General features: G+C 47.8%; 21 protein-coding genes and 1 tRNA gene. 13 read left to right on the top strand and 9 right to left on the bottom strand.

The genetic code is table 11. The features are described 5' to 3' along the window. The first annotated feature begins 2 nt into the window (after nt 1-2). Genes PSE6802_RS29040 through PSE6802_RS29035 form a run of 6 tightly spaced genes read left to right on the top strand, consistent with a single transcriptional unit; the run spans nt 3 to nt 3,010 of the window. Nucleotides 3-368 carry a hypothetical protein gene (locus PSE6802_RS29040; RefSeq protein ID WP_019500822.1) on the top strand — a complete coding sequence of 122 codons (366 nt, stop codon included), beginning with the start codon at nt 3-5 and terminating at the stop codon, nt 366-368. Then, nucleotides 365-1,258 carry an L-type lectin family protein gene (locus tag PSE6802_RS0114705; protein ID WP_019500821.1) on the top strand — a complete coding sequence of 298 codons (894 nt, stop codon included), beginning with the start codon at nt 365-367 and terminating at the stop codon, nt 1,256-1,258. Before PSE6802_RS29040 ends, PSE6802_RS0114705 begins: the two co-directional genes overlap by 4 nt. After that, on the top strand, nt 1,233-1,535 hold the full coding sequence (locus PSE6802_RS0114700; protein ID WP_019500820.1) for a hypothetical protein: 303 nt from the start codon (nt 1,233-1,235) through the stop codon (nt 1,533-1,535). The genes PSE6802_RS0114705 and PSE6802_RS0114700 overlap by 26 nt, the downstream gene beginning before the upstream one ends. 4 nt (nt 1,536-1,539) lie before the next feature. After that, nucleotides 1,540-2,001: a hypothetical protein gene (locus tag PSE6802_RS0114695; RefSeq protein WP_019500819.1), complete on the top strand. Its 462-nt coding sequence runs from the start codon at nt 1,540-1,542 to the stop codon at nt 1,999-2,001. Then, entirely contained in the window at nt 1,998-2,327 is a 330-nt protein-coding gene (locus PSE6802_RS0114690) for a hypothetical protein (RefSeq protein WP_019500818.1), read from the top strand. The genes PSE6802_RS0114695 and PSE6802_RS0114690 overlap by 4 nt, the downstream gene beginning before the upstream one ends. Next, complete coding sequence (locus tag PSE6802_RS29035) at nt 2,324-3,010, top strand: C39 family peptidase (RefSeq protein WP_019500817.1); 687 nt, start codon at nt 2,324-2,326, stop codon at nt 3,008-3,010. Before PSE6802_RS0114690 ends, PSE6802_RS29035 begins: the two co-directional genes overlap by 4 nt. Nucleotides 3,011-3,014: 4 nt before the next feature. Here the strand turns inward: PSE6802_RS29035 and PSE6802_RS0114680 are convergent, their stop codons facing one another. The 5 genes from PSE6802_RS0114680 to PSE6802_RS0114660 form a co-directional block, all read right to left on the bottom strand. Then, a complete protein-coding gene (locus tag PSE6802_RS0114680) occupies nt 3,015-3,266 on the bottom strand; it encodes a hypothetical protein (protein ID WP_156815525.1) in 252 nt (83 codons plus the stop codon). A gap of 537 nt (nt 3,267-3,803) precedes the next feature. Further along, a tRNA-Met gene (locus PSE6802_RS0114675) sits at nt 3,804-3,877 on the bottom strand. 462 nt (nt 3,878-4,339) lie between these two features. Further along, nucleotides 4,340-4,861 carry a hypothetical protein gene (locus PSE6802_RS0114670; RefSeq protein WP_019500815.1) on the bottom strand — a complete coding sequence of 174 codons (522 nt, stop codon included), beginning with the start codon at nt 4,859-4,861 and terminating at the stop codon, nt 4,340-4,342. Between the two features lie 30 nt (nt 4,862-4,891). Then, nucleotides 4,892-5,587 carry a hypothetical protein gene (locus PSE6802_RS0114665; RefSeq protein ID WP_019500814.1) on the bottom strand — a complete coding sequence of 232 codons (696 nt, stop codon included), beginning with the start codon at nt 5,585-5,587 and terminating at the stop codon, nt 4,892-4,894. Between the two features lie 92 nt (nt 5,588-5,679). Further along, entirely contained in the window at nt 5,680-5,892 is a 213-nt protein-coding gene (locus PSE6802_RS0114660) for a hypothetical protein (RefSeq protein WP_019500813.1), read from the bottom strand. Between the two features lie 338 nt (nt 5,893-6,230). Between PSE6802_RS0114660 and recN the strand changes: the two genes are divergently transcribed. Then, nucleotides 6,231-8,009: a DNA repair protein RecN gene (gene recN, locus PSE6802_RS0114655; protein WP_019500812.1), complete on the top strand. Its 1,779-nt coding sequence runs from the start codon at nt 6,231-6,233 to the stop codon at nt 8,007-8,009. A 136-nt stretch (nt 8,010-8,145) separates the two neighbouring features. Here the strand turns inward: recN and PSE6802_RS0114650 are convergent, their stop codons facing one another. Next, nucleotides 8,146-8,892, bottom strand: coding sequence for a glycoside hydrolase family 24 protein (locus PSE6802_RS0114650; protein ID WP_019500811.1), 747 nt, complete (start codon nt 8,890-8,892; stop codon nt 8,146-8,148). Between the two features lie 64 nt (nt 8,893-8,956). Further along, the gene (locus tag PSE6802_RS29030; protein WP_019500810.1) at nt 8,957-9,415 is read right to left on the bottom strand and encodes a Fur family transcriptional regulator; all 459 of its coding nucleotides are present in this window, start codon (nt 9,413-9,415) and stop codon (nt 8,957-8,959) included. Nucleotides 9,416-9,739: 324 nt separating this feature from the next. On the opposite strand from PSE6802_RS29030, the gene PSE6802_RS0114640 reads away from it, so the two are divergent. From PSE6802_RS0114640 to purM, 4 genes are all read left to right on the top strand, one after another. Next, entirely contained in the window at nt 9,740-10,393 is a 654-nt protein-coding gene (locus PSE6802_RS0114640) for a YggS family pyridoxal phosphate-dependent enzyme (protein WP_019500809.1), read from the top strand. Nucleotides 10,394-10,839: 446 nt separating this feature from the next. Further along, entirely contained in the window at nt 10,840-11,433 is a 594-nt protein-coding gene (locus tag PSE6802_RS0114635; RefSeq protein WP_019500808.1) for a cell division protein SepF, read from the top strand. 110 nt (nt 11,434-11,543) lie between these two features. Then, entirely contained in the window at nt 11,544-12,341 is a 798-nt protein-coding gene (gene proC / locus PSE6802_RS0114630; RefSeq protein ID WP_026103316.1) for a pyrroline-5-carboxylate reductase, read from the top strand. Between the two features lie 12 nt (nt 12,342-12,353). Continuing rightward, nucleotides 12,354-13,385 carry a phosphoribosylformylglycinamidine cyclo-ligase gene (gene purM / locus PSE6802_RS0114625; RefSeq protein ID WP_019500806.1) on the top strand — a complete coding sequence of 344 codons (1,032 nt, stop codon included), beginning with the start codon at nt 12,354-12,356 and terminating at the stop codon, nt 13,383-13,385. 38 nt (nt 13,386-13,423) lie between these two features. On the opposite strand, the gene PSE6802_RS0114620 is transcribed toward purM, so the two are convergent. Together PSE6802_RS0114620 and PSE6802_RS0114615 are read right to left on the bottom strand one after the other, a co-directional pair. Continuing rightward, nucleotides 13,424-14,746 (bottom strand): FAD-dependent monooxygenase, encoded by a 1,323-nt coding sequence (locus tag PSE6802_RS0114620; protein ID WP_019500805.1) that lies wholly within the window; start codon nt 14,744-14,746, stop codon nt 13,424-13,426. 174 nt (nt 14,747-14,920) lie between these two features. After that, nucleotides 14,921-15,376 carry an NUDIX hydrolase gene (locus PSE6802_RS0114615; RefSeq protein WP_019500804.1) on the bottom strand — a complete coding sequence of 152 codons (456 nt, stop codon included), beginning with the start codon at nt 15,374-15,376 and terminating at the stop codon, nt 14,921-14,923. A 312-nt stretch (nt 15,377-15,688) separates the two neighbouring features. On the opposite strand from PSE6802_RS0114615, the gene ppk1 reads away from it, so the two are divergent. Both ppk1 and PSE6802_RS0114605 read left to right on the top strand, forming a co-directional pair. Beyond that, nucleotides 15,689-17,821, top strand: a complete 2,133-nt coding sequence (gene ppk1 / locus PSE6802_RS0114610; RefSeq protein ID WP_019500803.1) for a polyphosphate kinase 1 — start codon at nt 15,689-15,691, stop codon at nt 17,819-17,821. Between the two features lie 22 nt (nt 17,822-17,843). Further along, nucleotides 17,844-18,464, top strand: coding sequence for a hypothetical protein (locus tag PSE6802_RS0114605; RefSeq protein ID WP_019500802.1), 621 nt, complete (start codon nt 17,844-17,846; stop codon nt 18,462-18,464). Nucleotides 18,465-18,491: the final 27 nt, after the last annotated feature.

Raw genomic sequence — 18,491 nt, 5'->3', positions numbered from 1 at the left:
ATATGGCATTAACTCACACCACCGCAGTCCGCAACGCGCATGTAGATACGGTTCTGTCTTCGCTCAACGGTGGCAAAATCAAAATCTACGACAATGCCAACGTTCTCCTTGCCACCTTTACGCTACCCAATCCGCTCGCTCCAGCGGCGGCAAGCGGATCTGCTACCGCCAATTCGATCGGCCCCGCTACAGCCGTAGCCTCGGGCACCGCTGTCCGCTTTGAAGCTACTACCAGCGGCGATTTACTCAAATTTGGCGGCACCGTCAGTATCGCGGATGGCGATGGCGATCTGGCTTTGAACACGACTACTATCCTGCTCAACCAGCAAATCTCTATTGATAGCTTTGTCTACACCGCTTTCCCATGAACAGCGCCTACCTAGCCTCCCAACAAAAGACGAGCGATCGCCTCCGCAAGCTTGCGCAAAGAGAGGCGGAGGCTGAAGAGGCGATTTTGCCTGCCGCCTACGCGGGCTACGACGTGGCGAGCGGTACCTCCAAATACCAAACCCTTGGTAACAGCGTACTCAGTGGCGGCTCGCTCGTCAGCAATTCCGCCCCCAGAATTGGCGAAGCGATTGGCCCGGTACCAACGCAAGGGCTTTTTAGGGAAATCTGGCGATCGCGTCCAAGGCCAGCAGTTCAAGTTATCAAGAAAGAAGAAAAGTTTGTTGCCGCTGGCTTGGAAGGGGTAGCTCAAATAGACAAGGACGTAATCAAGCTGATTCCCGACATCGGGATTCAGAAAATAGGCGGCATCGTTTTGTCCAATCCTATTAGCCTCAAGCAATGGGAAATTGCGTTCGAGTTCCGGCTGTTCGGCGGTACTGGCTTCGAGATCGCGGGCGAACTTTACTACGGAGATGGCATAGCGATTACTTATTTGCCCAGTAAGGATCTGGGCGGCCCTGGCGAAGCTCTCGGGCTGCCGAATCCTACACAAGGATGGGCGGTGACTATCGACACTTATCCCAACGAGCCAACACCGCACCCCTGCTTGAAAATCTTAAATCCCGACAATGGCATAATCTACCAGTCTCCCAAGATCGCTTCCTTGCGGTCTACGAACTTCCAATCCGCTCAGGTCAAGTACAATGGCAGGCAAATTGAAGCCAGGATTGCAGGCCAATCTTTCGGCGCAAATGTCGCGCTGCCGACGGGCTACTATCTAGCAATTCGAGGGGCAACTGGCAGCTTTACCCAAAAACATGAGATTAGGAACCCGAAATTTAATGGCACCCCTATCAAGCCTGCCTGAGGCCCTGCGCCTAGCTCAATCGGAATCTCTCCGCAAGAGTAGCGATCGCTCTCAAAAAGTCGCCGCTCGCGAGCTGCGGGAGCGCAATCGTGCCACCTCCACTGGTAGGTTTATCCGCCGCGATCCAGCTAACGGCAAATACGAGCTTGAGCTATCGGATGGCTCAAGGGTTTTTACAGACTACGAGAGTAATGCCAGCCTCAGGATCGGCGAAATCGTTGGTGTTGTGATGCCCAAGTACTCGGCGATCGGTAAATCTTACAAAGTCCCGAGGTAGTCCTATGCTCACCTTAACTCTTGGCGCTACAACAGTCACTCTCAAACGCTTCACCAGCTACACGCCTCGTATTGAGGTAAGCGATCAGCGTCCGAGCTTCAGGCACACCCTTAATCTGAACTCTCTGATCGCCGCCCCAAGCGGCGAAGCGAAACACCTGTGGAGCTTTAGTTCGATTGGTTACGAGGATTTTTACTTGGGACTAAGTAAGATAACCGCACAGCAAGACAAAGCCATCCGTTTAGGGACTTTCACTGGCGTTACCCTAATCGACGAAATTGACAAGCTTGTAGAGTTTGAAGCCTCTCCCACAAGGCAAAGTGTTGGCACCATCGCATCTGGGGTTGACGGCTCCCTTGCTTACTTCGCCAAGTTCCTCGTTGGCGCAAATATCGATTTTGGCCGCGATGGTAAACTCTACACCGCTGCCATTACGCTCACCGAACTAGGCAAGCTAACTCCATGAAACCCAAAAGCTTTCTCGAATCCTCCTCTGTTCGCGGGTCGCTAGTTGCGATCTGCGCCCTTGTCGTGGGTGTCGTCGTGCCACCGGTTGCCAATATTGCCGCCCGCCATCTACCGGAAAGCGCCCAGGATATTAGGGATGTTGAGCGCTTGCTCATTGGCTTGACCCATTTAGTCACGGGGGGCGGCGCTTTAGCGGCCATAGCTGGAAGGGTCAACGTCGGAGACTTGTACACTCCCAAAGGATTACCTGGTCCCGATAAGGAAGATCTGGTTCAGGCTTCTCGCGCTGGCTTTTTGTCTAAGTTAATTGGAGGCCGCCCATGACCTGGCTTGATTTCTTTGGCGATGGGACGATTTACGAGATGGATGGTGGTATTGCTATTAGATCGGTGCCCACCAACTGCGAGGTCAAAAAGCTCGCAGATCTACTGAACTCAACACATGCAGGTACGTTCAAGCTTGCTCCGCAAGGAAAGCGGCAGCCTGTAGTTTACTCTCCCCAAGTATTGGGCGTGCCTTTCTACCCGCAAACCGACAACTACACAATGCCAGACCGAACCTGCAATTCCTCTAGCTGTGCAATGGCAGCCAAGTTTCTTGGGGCTAATATATCGGGCGATGACGAGTATCTCGCAAAGGTACTGGAGTATGGTGACACCGTCAGTCATGAAGCCCAAACCCTGGCTCTTAAGTTCTATGGACTGGAGTCGATCTGGAGGACAGATCTGGGCTTTACCGATATAGACACCCAACTTGCCCACGGAAAACCCGTGCCTATCGCAATACTTCATAGAGGTACAGAAGAAGCGCCCACTGGCGGCCATGTAATTTGCGTGATTGGCAGGCATGAAGACGGTGCTTACGTCTGTCACGACCCTTATGGCGATCTAAAAGACGGCTATCTAAGTGCTGTGGAGAATGGCAGATCGGTTGTTTATAGCAGAAAAATTTTCAAATCTCGGTGGCTACCCGAAGGATTTCGCTCAGGTTGGGGCAGAATTTTTTGAATGCTTAGCTGGCTAGCTGGTATCGTTTACCGTTGCGCTTGCCCAAGCTCTGCTGCTTGTAAAGTTTCCGCCATCTGTGGAGCGTTGATCGAGATATGGCGGGACAAGACTCGTAAACCCATTCCGGCAAAATGATCTGCCTTTTCTCGTACAAATCCACAAAATTCAAATCCGCCACCGTTGCCAACGTGACTTGCTCTTGCCTCCAGAATTCAAACGCCTCAAGGATTAAAAGCCTAGCTTCTGTATCTGCCATAATAATGCTCGTGTCGATTGGACAAGACATATTGTATATCCGCCCAGCTTTTGCGGCTTGGCGGATATACTTTTTCACCTAAATCCGTGTAAAAATCAAACGCTTGCAGGGAGAGGGTTTGATTTTAGACTATGCTCAGAGACTGCGTTTGATTTTTACATTATAATTCGTCAACAATCAAACTCCTTCCCTGACGACGTTTCGTGTTATTGACAACGGATATGTAAAAATGAAACGAATATAAAATGCTTATTGACAATAACTCAAACATTTGTGGTGAGGCGCTTTCAGCCTTTTTTTTCTAACATTAACCTCTGTTAATAGAAATTGACGGTAACTTCGGCTGCTTCCCTACATACATGAAACAGTTCATTACACTTTTTCTGGAAGGACATACCTATTCAGTGAAGACGACTTAAGGCAATGGTTAGCAACCCCTGCACATAAGCGATACCTGCAAAAAAGGTAATGTCCTAACCGAGATAAAAGTAGGATGCAAACTAGGATGCGTCCTAGATCGAAAACCCTGAAACCTAATAGCAGCACCCAGACTTGAACTGGGGACCTACGGATTATGAGACCGTCGCTCTAACCATCTGAGCTATGCTGCCACTTCGATCTAGTATAGCCCTAGTTGCACGTGCATAACCATCCAATTGCATTTTTTCTTGCTGTAAATTTTTCATTGATGCCTTAACGTATAGTGTTTGGGGTAGTGATGCAATAGAGCATTTAGAAGAGACCCTTGCCCAACGCTGTTGCATTCTCCACCAGATGCAACCTCAGATTCAGGCGCTGACCAATTTCCATTGGTGGCCCGATCCTGTCGCTCTAAAAACTGGATAATTGATATCTTCTTAAAGGGGGTAGAAATACCGGATTTGGTATCATTATCGCAATGCCCGAACTGTTTTTTTGAATGTTTGGTAAGTGCGAAAGGTTAATGTGGTCACTACATGGTTGCAGTGATGTTATGCCCTGATCTCTCATGGGTTCTAATTGCTGAAGCTCAAATCGATCGAGCTTATTCCTGGTATTGAGAACGTCCTGAGTTTACTAATCGTGATTTCGAGTTATTCTTCTTCCCATTCTTCGGGGCGCATTCCATCTGCCCAAGGGCGAAGCATTTCGCCGACAATTTCGATTTCAATTTCCGACTCTTTGCGTCTAAAAACTGCGTAGGGCGAGTAGGCTTCCAATCCATCCATTTCCTGATGAGCATCTTCTTTGCAAAATGCTGCAAACGCTGCAATAGCGTCTCCGTTGTCATTCCAGTAAAATCCTAGTTCATCTTCATCCTCATCTAGAGAGTCTAATAGTTCCCATGAATTTTGCAGACCGGGTAAATTTACAGGATCGGAGTCAAGGTCATCTTCTTCCGGAATTACTGGAGTCGACAATACTGACAACAATAGTTGGTAATGCACAGCATCGCTTGCTTCATCTGCCCAATACTGAGCTACTAAAAACATTGCTGAGTTAAGTTGGTTGTATTTCGCAAAAACTAATTTAACTTGAGGAAATATGACATTGGCGATCAATTTTTCACGCAATTCTGCTGCTTGTTCTTGGGTATAGAGATATTTTGTACTCATGGTTTACTCGCTCCAGCGTTATCTTTGCAACTATTCTTTTAGGAATTTTACTTGTTGTTGACGTTGTGTAAAGGTGAGACTGTGCATATAGCATTCTAGAATTATTGGGATCTCTGGATTGCTTTGGGAGCGATCGCGTACCCAGTCTAAGCCAAAAGTACTCTCAATCAATGGTTGATGTATATCACCATTCCCATTGTTGGCAGAGAGATGAAACTCGCCAATGTTGGAGTATTCCTGTAGTTTCTGCCAAGTAGAAAGATTCAATGTGCCTTGACAAATTTGAATATAAATATGGGAAACATCCACTGCCAAATTCAAGCCTATTTCCATTGCCCAGAGAATTTGGCGATCGCTACCTAAGAAGTAGCCTGAATACATGGTTTCCAATAAAATATTTTGATAATTTCCCTGCTCAGCTTTCCGTTGCCAAATCCGCTCAGTTTCTGCTTGATTTTGGTTAGATTTGATATGAGGTGGATGAACGGAATCTGCTTTTACTAGACAATCTAATTCTGCATTCCAAACCCTTTGTCTTATACCCTGCCAATTGAATCCGTGATGGGTCCTGGCCATAATTTTCTGCTCAGCTAGGCATTCTTTAAATCCATCAGAAGGAAAGTTCCCAGGGGTTAACTGCAAACCGTCGATTTCTAATTCAATCAATTCTTGAGCAGCAGGTAATATCTCTCTTCCCTGCAAACAACTTAAGGCAAGGTATAGCATTTTGCGCTTTTGTAGAATCCCAAGGGTGAATTTGTGTTTTCAATTTCTCTGATGGGTTGCACTTGATTTGATGTATTCCATTGAATATACATCTACTCATCAGATGGTTCTGTAGGGCTTTGGCGGAGAGAATCGCGATACTCGCGCCCTAACCGCATTGCCTCATCATAAGCTGACTTGTCAGCAAATGTCCCAGCAACTTTCTCCCACCAAGGGCTAGAGAAAAACCCCCTTTCTACTCTATGTTTTAGCTGTTTAAATTCAGCTTCTAAATGGGCTACCCGTTCTTCTAACTGTTCTGGCATTTTCAATAGACCTCATTTGAAGTTAAATCTCACTTCGATCGTAGGTTATTATTTGACATTTTGCATCTTAGATAATACTGCTAACTGACAAACTCCTGTGAACTGTAGTCAAAGCAGTACAACTTGTGATTATATGGAAAATTTCCACACGATCGCCATTTACAGGTGCTTATACAAGAATTTTCCCCATTTTAAGGAAATATGCAGAAATGTTCTGCATAACTCTCCTTTTGAAGTTATCCAGAAACTTTCTGGGTAACTACCAGCCGATTGCTAACTATCGCTAACAGCAGAAATTTAGGCTAGGATTGCCCTAGCAAATAGTTGCGAGTCTGCTTATGCTCTTAAGCCTGAAAATTGAAAACTTTGCTTTAATTGACAGCTTGGAACTGGAGCTATATCCGGGGCTGAATATCATGACGGGCGAGACAGGCGCGGGTAAGTCCATTATTCTCGATGCCCTCGATGCTGCCCTCGGTGGCAAAGTCTCGGCACGGGCGTTGCGGACTGGCAAGGAACGGGGCATGGTGGAAGCTACGTTTCAGATTGCCGATCGCGGCATTATGGATTGGCTCGTCCAACAGGAAATCGACCTGCTCGAAGACAGTTTATTAGTGTGCAGTCGCGAAATTACTGCGCGAAACAATCGCACTCGCCTCAATGGTGTAATTGTAAATAAGCAACAAATCGATGCTCTGCGCGAGCAGTTGGTTGAAATTACCGCCCAGGGGCAGACCGTTTTGTTGGGACGCGGCACCATGCAGCGCGAATGGCTCGATAGTTTTGGTGGCGAGCAGCTATGGCAGCAGCGCCAACAAGTGGCTCAGTTATTTGAAATTAAAGAGCGATCGCACAGGCAACTCGTAGAACGACAAAATCGCGATCGCACTCGGCTCCAACAGATCGACATCCTGCAATATCAAATTCAAGAACTCGATGCGGCTGCCCTTACTGGTGCTAATGAGACGATCGAACTGGAGCACGAGCGCACCCGCCTCGCCCACAGCGTCGATCTGCAACAGCAAAGCTATCAAGTCTACGAGGCTTTATACCAAAACGACTCCGGGGTTGCCTGTGCCGACCTTCTGGGTAAAGCTGAAGCGGTTCTCAACGATATGGTCGCAGTTGACGATAGCTTGTCGGGTATTCTGGAACTGGTTGCGGGAGCGCTAGCGCAGGTAGAAGAGGCAGGCAGGCAGATTAATGCCTACAGCGATCGCCTCGAAAGCGAACCGGAACGACTAGAAGAAATTGAAGATCGCATTAGATTGCTGAAGCAAATTTGCCGCAAGTACGGGCCGAACTTATCCGACGCGATCGCCTACGCCCAAAAACTGCAACAAGAATTGGACGAGCTGACAAACGAGCCACAGTCAATTGAAGAGCTAGAAAAAATTGCCGCTGCCGACCTCAAAGCTTTACAAGTTGCCTGCCGTACCCTGACCGAGCTACGCCAAGCCGCCGCCGCACAACTAGAGCAGAAATTAATTGCTGGTTTAAAATCCCTAGCGATGGAGAAAGTGCAATTTCGCGTGGCATTTACCGCAATCGAACCAAATGCTACGGGTGCAGATCGGATCGTGTTCGAGTTTAGCCCTAATCCAGGCGAACCGCTGCAACCGCTGCACGAAACTGCTTCCGGCGGCGAAATGAGCCGCTTTTTGCTAGCGTTAAAGACTTGCTTTGCCCAGATCGATCCGATTGGCACCCTCGTATTCGATGAAATTGACGTGGGCGTATCCGGGCGCGTATCGCAGGCGATCGCGCTGCAACTCTATCAACTCGCTCGCGCCCGTCAGGTACTCTGCGTAACTCACCAACCGATTGTCGCCGCGATCGCCGATTGCCACTTTCACGTCTCCAAGCACGTAATTGCCGATCCTGTTGCTATCTCGAATGGTGTCGATGCGATCGCGGAACGCACGACAGTACAGGTGCAACTATTAGACCCCGATCGGCGCAAACAGGAACTCGCCCAACTAGCAGGCGGTGGCAGCGTTACCCTGGAGACAAGCAAGAAAAAAGGCAAATTAAAAGATAGCGCCGTGGTGTTTGCAGAATCTTTACTCAGTCAGGCACAGGAATTAAAGCAGCAGATCCTGCGAGCAGTTTCGTAGGGCAATGCCTTGTGCTTGCCCTCAACCCAAAGCCCCCAATAATTCTGATAATCGTAGGGGCAGCGCACCCCTGCCTGCCCTGGATCTTGGGCGATCGCGGGAGGGAATTGCAGAGAAAACAGTGCCCCGTGCTTTATCACCGAGACGATACTCGACCGCTACGCGGTAGGCTCGCGGCAACTATCTGTTGCTGCCTGCGGAACTCCTGGACGAGTTCGTCCATAGGTACGACTGCCTGACCGTACTCGCCCGAATAGTCGCCATACCAACGCGGGAAACTCGCCCATACAGGAGACACCTTAGCGATCGCATCCTCAACCCGACCCGATAGCACGTCATTTAATGCTCCTGCCCGCCGGATCAGTTCGACTGCGGCGCGATCTTGCCACTCCGGCCTGAAGTCGCCAGCCCCAATACTGCTCGCCACGTCATCCCAGGTGGTTTCTAAAAACTGATAAGCCCCAGCAGCAGACGAGCACAACTCTTTACCGCGATAGTAGCTACAAATAACGCGGCGCGGATGATCGGCAAAGCTGCTGAACCTGACCCCCGTAAACTGAATGTTGTAACCATCAGAACTGTCAGTGCCCTCAGCGTAGCGAATTACCCTTAAGAAAGCCAGCAAATTTACTTCGCTAGGGTAGGACAGGATGGGATAGCTGGGCGATTGCTTGGCATATCTTGCCTTAGCAGATGGTTTTGGCGGTTTGGGTTTCTGTGGTGGTGGATTTTTTTTGCAAAGACCGCTTAGATCCATGTAGTCACCCGAAGGAGTAACCATGAAACAAGACGACTCTTGGGCTTCTGCTGTATCTACGGTTGCGACGGTTGGGACTAGCCCCGCCACAGCCAGAAGTACGCATAAAAGTTTGGACTTGCGCATCACTAACTCCTCATACTCCCCGTTGATTATATAGCTCAGGATCCCCTTATTTGTTAAAAATTAATCAACAATCGGCACATTTGTGGCGATCGTGTGTTAAATCGTTTGACTTCACTTGCGCTTCCAGGTGGGGATCTTGACTGCGATCTTGGCACTGGGGACACAGTCCAAAAAACTCTAAGGTATGGTAGTAAATCTTGAAGTTATGTGCTTGTTGTAGCTGATTACCTAGTTCGTGAACCGGACAACTCTCTATTGGCAAAGATATGCCGCAGTTCAAGCAATTCAGATGATGCTTATCCGCAGGCATGACGCTGTAGACAGCCTCTCCATTGGGCAAAGTTAACGATTTAATCAACCCTTGAAGTTTGAGCACCTCCAGGGAACGATAAACCGTCGCTAAACCAACAGGGGCGCGATCGCTCCTTAACTCTGCATAAATCCCCTGAGCTGAAATTGCCTGATTTGTCTGCTGTAGCAGATGCAAAACTTTTTCCTGGCTGCGGGTCAGTTTTACCTTCATAGCGGCTGTGCGAAGTGGTATCTCTACATTACCGAAAACTATATGCCGTGCAAAAGCTTAAAAAAAAATTTTGCCTAACATGCAATTTCTAAATATTGTGCTAAATTCATTGTGCTAAATTCTGTTATCGGTTGTGGGTGACCCGATCGAGATCTAGTTAAGGGCGCTATGTTCGTTGCAATTGCTAGATCTTCTATCTGTCATCTTTTGCTATCGAAGTGGTGTTATCTAATGCGATTGAAGGGATAAGAGCGTCATGCAAATACATGCTCGCTTCCCGTTCGTTTGGAATAATGAGGAGATTATGGGGATTGTAATGATGACATGGAAAAGTCTATTGGCGAGCGGGTTGCTGCGATCGCACAAACCTTACCCGATCGAGTCAAGCTAGTTGCAGTTAGTAAGTATGCATCTGTGTCAGCAATGCGCGAAGCCTATGCCGCAGGCATTAGGGATTTCGGCGAATCAAAAGTACAGGAAGCTCAAAAAAAACAACAGGAACTACAAGATTTAAAAGATATTACTTGGCACATGATCGGTCATTTGCAAAGTAATAAAGCCAAAGCAGCAATTCAGTGTTTTGATTGGATTCATTCCGTAGATCGAGTAAGCTTAGCACAACAATTGGATCGATTAGTCAAAGAAATAGGAAAATCTCCAAAAATTTGTTTGCAAGTAAAACTGGCAGAAGATCCCCACAAATCCGGGTGGTACGAAGCAGAATTGATGTCCGATCTAGCTGTAATTAAAGAATGCCAAAACCTGAATATAGTCGGACTAATGACTATCTTGCCTTTAGGCTTAGATGAAGTTGCATCTGCCAGCACGTTTATGCAAGTAGCCGAGTTGGCCCAAAAGCTTAGAGATCGAGGATTTCCTAACTTACAACACTTATCTATGGGTATGTCAGGCGACTACCCGATCGCCGTGAAGTCTGGTGCAACAATAGTTCGGATTGGTAACTCTGTCTTTAACTGAATGCCGATCTAAATTACGCGAATGCTTACTGAATACCTGACCTGGCAGTGCTTTAACCCTGCCCATACTACATAACTGCAAGCATCTTTTAATCTTAATGTTTCCTTAAGCGTCCTTACAAAATAATTATTTCATCGTTACGATAGTCAATATTCCGTTACCCTTGTTAAAAAATAGCTGATTATTAGACTAATTCAGCTTTACAAATATTTCCAAAAAAAATTTCCCAAGGTCTAGCTTTTTTTAGGAAGATCGGTTAGATTCAGCGGGTAAAGTTTTTGACTCACATCAATTAGCTTTTGACAAGTTACGTTTAGGGAGTTTAGACGTAGCGCAGTTTGTTTTCTATTGATTTCAACTATTAACAAAACCTTAAATATCTAGGTATTTCTGAGTTTTGTGATTTCAAAAAATGTCCCACGAGGAGTTATTCAGGAGTTACAGTAATGGGAATCTTCGGTAAGCTCAAAGATTTCGTTGGTCTTTCAGAGCAGCAAGAGTATGATTATGAGTATGACGAAGTTGATAGCAGCAACGACTATCAAAACATCTATCAAGAGGAAAATTCTTCTGTAGCTGTTGAAGAAGAAACTGCACAACCGCGTCGCAATAGAGATAGACTGATACCCAGCACATCCAGAGGAAATATGGAAAGTATGAGTAATGTAATTGGAATGCCCGGAGCTAGTAACGGAGCCGCCCAAGTTATATTAATGGAACCTCGCAGTTTTGAAGAGATGCCCCAGGCAATTCAAGCCCTGCGCGAACGCAAGTCTGTAGTCTTGAATTTGACGATGATGGAACCGGATCAAGCCCAGAGAGCAGTAGATTTTGTGGCTGGCGGTACCTATGCGATCGACGGTCATCAAGAAAGAATTGGCGATAGCATCTTTTTGTTTGCTCCATCTTGCGTGCAGGTGGTTACCCAAGCGACAGTGGCAGAACCAGTTGTCGTTCCTCAGCCAGCTAGAGTAACTCGTCCGACCGCCCCAGCCCCAGCCTGGTCGACGGAAGCCCCGATCGCTCGTTTTGCACAATAAATTTGTACGGTAAACGTGCGCGGTAAACATCAACTAGTAGTAAATGAAATGTCATTTAATTAGTCTAACTTAGGCATGGCAAGTTACATATCTGGAAGATAGAGGCATAATTGACAATTCGTTTGGGCATAATTGGTGGTGGCGTAATGGGAGAAGCGATTCTCTCAGGAGTGCTATCTAAGGGAGTTTACTCGGCTCAAGAGATTTGCGTCAGCGACCCTCAACCAGATCGACGCAACTACATTGCCAAGCAATATGGCGTTCGAGTAACTGATGTTAATGCTTTAGCATCAGTGGGTGAAGTGGCGATATTAGCGGTTAAACCTCAAATATGCGCGCAGGCAGTTGAGGGTTTGTCGTCTACTTCCGTGCCTCTAGTTATATCTATATTAGCTGGTGTAACTCTCGCACAGTTAGAATCTGCAATTATATCGAAAGCTATAATCAGAGCGATGCCTAATACTCCAGCCCAAGTCGGAGCCGGGGTTACCGCTCTAGCAATGGGAGCATCAGCCGATCGGTCTCATCGGGAAATAGCGATCGCAATTTTTTCGGCAATTGGTGAGGTAGTGGAATTGCCCGAGTCGCTGATGAATGCCGTTACGGGGCTGTCTGGTTCGGGTCCGGGCTACGTGTCAATCGTGATTGAGGCATTGGCAGATGGTGGTGTGGCAGCGGGTCTACCGCGAGCGATCGCCACAAAGCTAGCTATACAAACAGTTTTAGGTACAGCCCAACTTATTTCTACGTCAGGTTTGCACCCGGCAGAGTTAAAAGATCGGGTGACGAGTCCAGGTGGTACGACGATCGCGGGAATTGCCCAGCTAGAGCGATCGGGAGTGCGGTCTGGACTTATTGATGCGGTTGTGGCTGCAACGCGGCGAGCAGAAGAATTAGGAAAGAGCTAGGAAATAGGTTCAGTGGATTATCGGCAAGCAGGCGTTGATATTGAAGCAGGTCGGACATTTGTAGAGCAGATTCGCGCTCTGGTGGATCGCACGCGCAGACCGGGCGTTATGGGGAATTTGGGCGGCTTTGGCGGTCTATTTGAACTTCCCACGGGTTATCGGCAACCAGTCCTGGTATCTGGTACCGATGGCGTTGGCACTAAACTGAAGCTAGCCCAGATCTGCGATCGCCACGATACGGTAGGTATCGATCTCGTCGCCATGTGCGTAAACGACGTTTTAACATCTGGAGCCGAACCCTTATTCTTTTTGGATTATCTGGCAACGGGCAAGCTGAATCCCGACCAACTAACTGAAGTAGTCAAAGGAATTGCTAGCGGCTGTGAAATGGCAGGCTGCGCCCTAATTGGTGGAGAAACGGCTGAGATGCCTGGATTCTATGATGATGGTGAATACGATCTCGCAGGTTTCTGCGTTGGCATTGTCGAGAAAGATCGCATCCTCAACGGCAGGCAGGTAGAGATTGGCGATGCTGCGATCGGGTTAGCCAGCTCTGGCGTGCATAGCAACGGATTTAGTTTAGTCCGCAAGATTGTTGCCGATGAGGGTTGGAACTGGAGCGATCGCCCTAATCTCTCTGCGGCAACCGCCGATCTAAGTTTGGGCGAAGTTCTACTGACTCCTACACGCATCTACGTGCGTCCCGTTCTGGATGCTATACGAGCGGGGCTGGATATCCATGCCCTGGCCCACATTACGGGTGGAGGCATTCCTGAAAACCTGCCTCGCTGTTTGGGTGAAGGTAAATCCGTGCAGATAATGCCCAATAGTTGGGATGTCTTGCCGATTTTCACTTGGTTGGCAGAGCAGGGAAATGTCGCTCGAGCCGAAATGTTCAATACCTTTAACATGGGAATTGGGATGGTAGCGATCGTAGCTCCATCGCAACGGGATGGAACAATAGCTTGGTTCGAGCAACGAGATATTCCTGCTTATCATATTGGCGAAGTAATTGAAGGGAATGGTGAGATCGCAGGTCTTTAGGAGATTTATATGGATTAGCGATCGCTTGGACCGAATCTTTAATTGTTGTTCTTCAATGTTACTGATAGATGCGGTTCCCTGCTCGCTAAACCCATCATAAAATACATCAATAGTTGCTTAAATGGCTTCACTGTCAAGATTGCTAAGCCGACCCGCCGCATCCATTTGAATAGAATGAATTGATTGGAAAAGAGGCGATTGGTCAGATCCGTAACCGTAATTACTCCCAGGTTATCCAGGCGGCGACGGGTCTGATAGCTCGTCAGTACGTTCGTAGAGCCAATATCTTCGCCTTTATGGTAAGCATCGAGTAAGATTTCCGCGATCGCACTAACATCGCGGATACCCAAATTCATGCCCTGTCCGGCTACGGGGTGAGTGGTATGGGCAGCATCGCCAATTAGTGCCAAGCGCGGTTGAATATAGGTCTGAGCGTGCATCCAGCGGGGCACGTAGGTTGCCCGCTCTGTGTATCTAGTTTCCAGTGTCAGTTTGCCCAGATGTCCGCCAAATTTTTTTGACAGCTCGCGCATAAATTCGACTTCATCGAGAGCCATTAATACCGGAGCTTCAGCACTGGTAGCCGTCCAGACGATGCAGGAGCGATCGCCGCTCAGGGGCAAAATGGCAAATGGCCCGCTGCTCTGGAATCTCTCGTAGGCAGTATTACAGTGGGGATATTCATGCTTGACCGTAACGACTATGCAGGTCTGGTTGTAAAGCCTCTCGCTAGTGGGAATTCCTGCCAACTGGCGCACGATCGAGCGACCTCCATCGGCAGCAACTAGTAACTTGGCACTCAGCCATCGATCGCCAATATCCGAATTAATTTGCACCTGAATTGATTGTTGAAGATGAGTCGCAGGGGCGGAATCCTGTGCTGGTAGCTGCACTCCCACATTCCCTAAATTAGCCGACCCGTCTGCATCTACCCATGAGATGTTTTTAATCTTGGCGGGGCAGATCCACTCAATATTGCTGCATTCACGCATAAACTCCCACAGAGACTCCTGTGTGACTCGATTCTCCACAATGTAGCCCAGTGCTTCTTTACCCACGTCCTCGCGCAGAAGCTTTACTTTGTGCGGATAATCGCCATCAGATACCTGAACGCAGTGCATCGGCGTAACGCCACGGCGATACATAGCATCCCAAACGCCGATGTTTTGCCAAATATAACTCGATCCCAGCGCGATCGCGCTGGCACGACCATCTGCACCAAACTGCCCCTGGAGTAGATCGGAACGCGCTTCAATAATACCAACCTTGAGGCTGCGGTTACCTGGATTATTTTTGTCTCCCAGAGCGCAGGCCAGGCTAGCACCAACCATGCCCGCCCCTACGATCAAGACATCAAACATGTTCTTATAATTTTCTTTATATAAGTTAATGATTACCTACGAGTATAGCAGCCCCAGGTTATGCGTAAGTATTTGTAGGGGCTGTGCCTCCGTGCCAGCCCTGAACTTTGTGCCTAGCGAACCAACCTGGCAAATTTGGTAGAGGTGTCAAAGCACGGACAAAATGGCAGACGATCAGGCCAAGGTGGTTTTGTTCGAGAAGTAATCCTGTAATTGGCGATCGTGATCGTGGGCAAGGTTGCCCAGTGGCAGAGAGTCCGCTGTAAATGCCTGCACGTCAGCAACTTCATGGCGATCGCCTACCACCATCTCCCCTGTCACCTGGGCTTCTACCACGACGCAGATGGAGTGAATTCTCGGATCGCGCTCTGGCGATGAGTAAACCCCCACCAATCTGGAAATTTTCACTACTTCCAGCCCTGTTTCCTCGCGCAACTCTCGTTGCACGGCAGTAGCGATATCCTCACCCCAATTCACCATACCTCCCGGCAGCCCCCACTGACCGCTGTCAATTCTTTTAATCAGCACTATACGTCCGTCAGGCATGAGGGAAATAATGCTTGCCCCTGTAATAGGATGGCGAAAGATTACACCCAGGATATTTTGGACTAAGTACCAGAGATGTTTCATGTTTTTACTCTTTGCCTACTGCCTTTCAGGTGACTATGTATTTTTGGTAGTCCTGAAGAAGTAAGGATATTTAACGATTGGGGGGTGGGTGCAAGCCCCCAAGCAGGTGCGCATTCCCTACAACCCCACTTCGATCCTTACTTGTATACCACTACCTCGCTACAGGCGCATTCAAGCAGCGATCGCCACACACCCCGGATTTAGTAAAAGAGGTTGAGTCCTGCAATACTGACTAACGGCTGCTAATAGCTTAGAGTATAATACCCGTACAAATTTGTGCAAACCTTTATCTCTATTCCCAAGAAGGTATCAATGCCCAGAGCTAGAAGAACTGTTGCCAAGCCTAAAGGAACGATTCTGTTAAACCAACAAGTTAATCCCTCGCATCTATTCAATCGCGAGTTAAGTTGGATTGCATTTAATCAAAGAGTTTTAAGTGAAGGACTTGACCCTCGTACGCCTCTGTTGGAACGAGTTAAATTTTTCTCAATTTTTAGTACTAACCTGGATGAGTTTTTTATGGTGCGGGTATCCCGCGCCAAAAAGAAGATTGCTGATGGCCTGGACATCCTCACAGATGATGGACTTACCTTACCCGCACAACTCAAGGCGATTCGCACTGCCCTACTACCCCTCGTTAAACAGCAACACGTTAGTTTTGAACAACAACTTCGCGTCGAGCTCAAGCAAGCAGATATTCATATCCTTGACTATAGCGATCTGAGTGCTAAGCACGAAAAGCACCTAAAGGAATACTTTCAAAGTCAGCTTTTCCCTGTCCTTACCCCACTAGCAGTTGACCCCGGACATCCATTCCCCTATATTTCCAATCTCAGCCTTAGTCTTGCAGTAGTTGTTTACGATGAGCACACCGATGAAAAGCATTTCGCCCGCGTCAAGGTGCCCCATCTTCTGCCTCGATTTGTCCCCATTCCAGATGCACCAGGACATACATTTATCCCACTGGAGCAAGCGATCGCGCACAACCTGGAAGCCCTATTCCCAGGGATGACCATTTTAGAATACTATCCATTTCGCATCACTCGCGATGCGGAGTTAGATATCGAAGAAGAAGAAGCGGACGATCTGATCTCGGTATTGCAAGCCGAGTTGCGCAAACAAAAGTTTGGACCGATAGTACGGATGGAAATCACGGCATCAGCACCGGCCTCCATTCGCGCCGACCTCATGCATAGATTGGGTATTGAGGAAGAAGATGTATATGATATTGAAGGTCTACTGGATTTAGGCGATCTAATCGCCCTTGCCAACCTGCCTCTACCACAACTGAAAGATAAGCCCTGGCGATCGGTCAGCCATCCAAATATCAAAACCTATGAAGCGGAAGATGACGAGCGCACGATCTTCGACATTATTCGCCATGAGGGAGACTTTTTAATACACCATCCCTATCATTCCTTTACCAATACGGTTGAGAAATTTATCACCCAAGCTGCCCACGATCCAGATGTGCTGGCTATTAAGCAGACTCTCTACCGCACGTCCGGCGATTCCCCCATCGTTCATGCTCTGATTGCAGCGGCGGAGAACGGCAAGCAGGTCGCCGTACTGGTGGAACTAAAAGCCAGGTTTGATGAAGCCAATAACATTGTCTGGGCGCGCAAGCTGGAGAATGCAGGCGTGCATGTGGTTTATGGTTTAAGGAATCTCAAAACCCACACAAAAACTGCGCTGGTGGTGAGACAAGAAGGAGAGCGCTTAATACGATATTTTCACATCGGTACCGGCAATTACAATTCTAAAACTGCCAGATTTTATAGCGATCTCGGCCTGCTCAGTTGTCGCGAAGATTTGGGTGCGGACTTAACTGAATTATTTAACTATCTTACTGGGTATTCTCGTCAAAGCGAATATCGGAAGCTGATGGTTGCCCCTGTAAATATGCGCAAGTGCTTTGCCCATCTAATCGATCGCGAGATTCAGCATCAACAAAATGGCTACGCTTCTTATATTATCGCCAAGATGAATTCCCTCGTCGATCCCGAACTAATTGCTTGGCTCTACAAAGCTTCGCAAACTGGAGTTAAAGTCGATCTGATCGTGCGCGGTATCTGTTGTCTGCGTCCTGGTGTAGAAGGTATCAGCGATAATATCCGAGTTATGAGCGTGATTGGGAGATTTCTGGAACATTCCCGTATTTTTTACTTCAGCAATGGCGGTGAGGAAGAAATGTTCATTGGCAGCGCTGACTGGATGCCGCGCAACTTGGATGCCCGCGTGGAAGTGATCGCACCAATTGAGGAGCCGAAACTAATTCAAGAACTCAAGCAGATTTTGGATATCACTCTTGCCGATAATCGTCAGGCATGGGATATGCAACCAGATGGTACCTACATCCAGCGCCACCCCCAACCCGACCAACCGGAACTGAGCTGCCAGCGCCGCTTTATGGCGCAAGCCCGCCCAGAGTTTGCTGCTGAGTAAATAAAATTAGCAGGAGGCAGTCGTGAAAGCTGTAAAAATACCAAAATCCAAAAAGAAAAACTTCTCTAGTTTTAACGCGATCGCAGCGTATAAACAACTAGGCATAACTACTTTGGTGCCCTGGGTATTTGAAAGTAAAGCGATCGCGCCGAGTGATTTCTTTAAGCAAAGATTAGACAGGCTACAGCGACATTTTGACTTGCGCAGTTATGAAGAGTCGAAGAAATTGCTAATCGACGCTTTTTGCGAGGAGGCAATGGAAGATATTCATAGTCTCAAGATTTGGAAGGGTGCTAGATTAGAAAGCGACGTGCTGATTGGTAATGCTGACTACCTGATTGCCGCGAAGAAAGATTACTTGGAAGCTCCTTTTGCTTGCATTGTGGAAGCCAAGAAAGACGACTTCGAGCAAGGCTTAGCGCAGTGTCTGGTGGAAATGCAGGCATGTCAGTGGGGAAATCGTCAAATAGGCAAAGAGATCGATATTATGGGGATTATCACAAATGCTCAAAGTTGGATGTTTTACAAACTCAGCTTGGACGGTCAGGTCTTTGAGTCCTCGGTTTACTCCTTGGGCGACCCACCCGTGCTGCTAGGAGGCTTGCATTATATCTTCCAAACATGTGAGAAGAATCTAAATTGATTCCAAACTCGCACCAATTATCCCTAT

Source organism: Pseudanabaena sp. PCC 6802 (assembly GCF_000332175.1).
Classification (GTDB): domain Bacteria; phylum Cyanobacteriota; class Cyanobacteriia; order Pseudanabaenales; family Pseudanabaenaceae; genus PCC-6802.
Note: the sequence above shows the minus strand (reverse complement) of the source record. Positions and strands in the feature narration are given on the sequence as shown.

Excerpts from the sequence above, each read along its gene's own strand:
- PSE6802_RS29035 (WP_019500817.1), top strand. The coding sequence starts at position 2,324 with ATGACCTGGCTTGATTTCTTTGGCGATGGGACGATTTACGAGATGGAT.
- PSE6802_RS0114665 (WP_019500814.1), bottom strand. The coding sequence starts at position 5,587 with ATGCTATACCTTGCCTTAAGTTGTTTGCAGGGAAGAGAGATATTACCT.
- PSE6802_RS0114670 (WP_019500815.1), bottom strand. The coding sequence starts at position 4,861 with ATGAGTACAAAATATCTCTATACCCAAGAACAAGCAGCAGAATTGCGT.
- recN (WP_019500812.1), top strand. The coding sequence starts at position 6,231 with ATGCTCTTAAGCCTGAAAATTGAAAACTTTGCTTTAATTGACAGCTTG.
- ppk1 (WP_019500803.1), top strand. The coding sequence starts at position 15,689 with ATGCCCAGAGCTAGAAGAACTGTTGCCAAGCCTAAAGGAACGATTCTG.
- PSE6802_RS29040 (WP_019500822.1), top strand. The coding sequence starts at position 3 with ATGGCATTAACTCACACCACCGCAGTCCGCAACGCGCATGTAGATACG.
- PSE6802_RS0114700 (WP_019500820.1), top strand. The coding sequence starts at position 1,233 with ATGGCACCCCTATCAAGCCTGCCTGAGGCCCTGCGCCTAGCTCAATCG.
- PSE6802_RS0114680 (WP_156815525.1), bottom strand. The coding sequence starts at position 3,266 with ATGGCAGATACAGAAGCTAGGCTTTTAATCCTTGAGGCGTTTGAATTC.
- PSE6802_RS0114690 (WP_019500818.1), top strand. The coding sequence starts at position 1,998 with ATGAAACCCAAAAGCTTTCTCGAATCCTCCTCTGTTCGCGGGTCGCTA.
- PSE6802_RS0114620 (WP_019500805.1), bottom strand. The coding sequence starts at position 14,746 with ATGTTTGATGTCTTGATCGTAGGGGCGGGCATGGTTGGTGCTAGCCTG.
- PSE6802_RS0114635 (WP_019500808.1), top strand. The coding sequence starts at position 10,840 with ATGGGAATCTTCGGTAAGCTCAAAGATTTCGTTGGTCTTTCAGAGCAG.
- PSE6802_RS0114660 (WP_019500813.1), bottom strand. The coding sequence starts at position 5,892 with ATGCCAGAACAGTTAGAAGAACGGGTAGCCCATTTAGAAGCTGAATTT.
- PSE6802_RS0114705 (WP_019500821.1), top strand. The coding sequence starts at position 365 with ATGAACAGCGCCTACCTAGCCTCCCAACAAAAGACGAGCGATCGCCTC.
- PSE6802_RS0114695 (WP_019500819.1), top strand. The coding sequence starts at position 1,540 with ATGCTCACCTTAACTCTTGGCGCTACAACAGTCACTCTCAAACGCTTC.
- PSE6802_RS0114615 (WP_019500804.1), bottom strand. The coding sequence starts at position 15,376 with ATGAAACATCTCTGGTACTTAGTCCAAAATATCCTGGGTGTAATCTTT.
- PSE6802_RS0114640 (WP_019500809.1), top strand. The coding sequence starts at position 9,740 with ATGGAAAAGTCTATTGGCGAGCGGGTTGCTGCGATCGCACAAACCTTA.
- PSE6802_RS29030 (WP_019500810.1), bottom strand. The coding sequence starts at position 9,415 with ATGAAGGTAAAACTGACCCGCAGCCAGGAAAAAGTTTTGCATCTGCTA.
- PSE6802_RS0114650 (WP_019500811.1), bottom strand. The coding sequence starts at position 8,892 with ATGCGCAAGTCCAAACTTTTATGCGTACTTCTGGCTGTGGCGGGGCTA.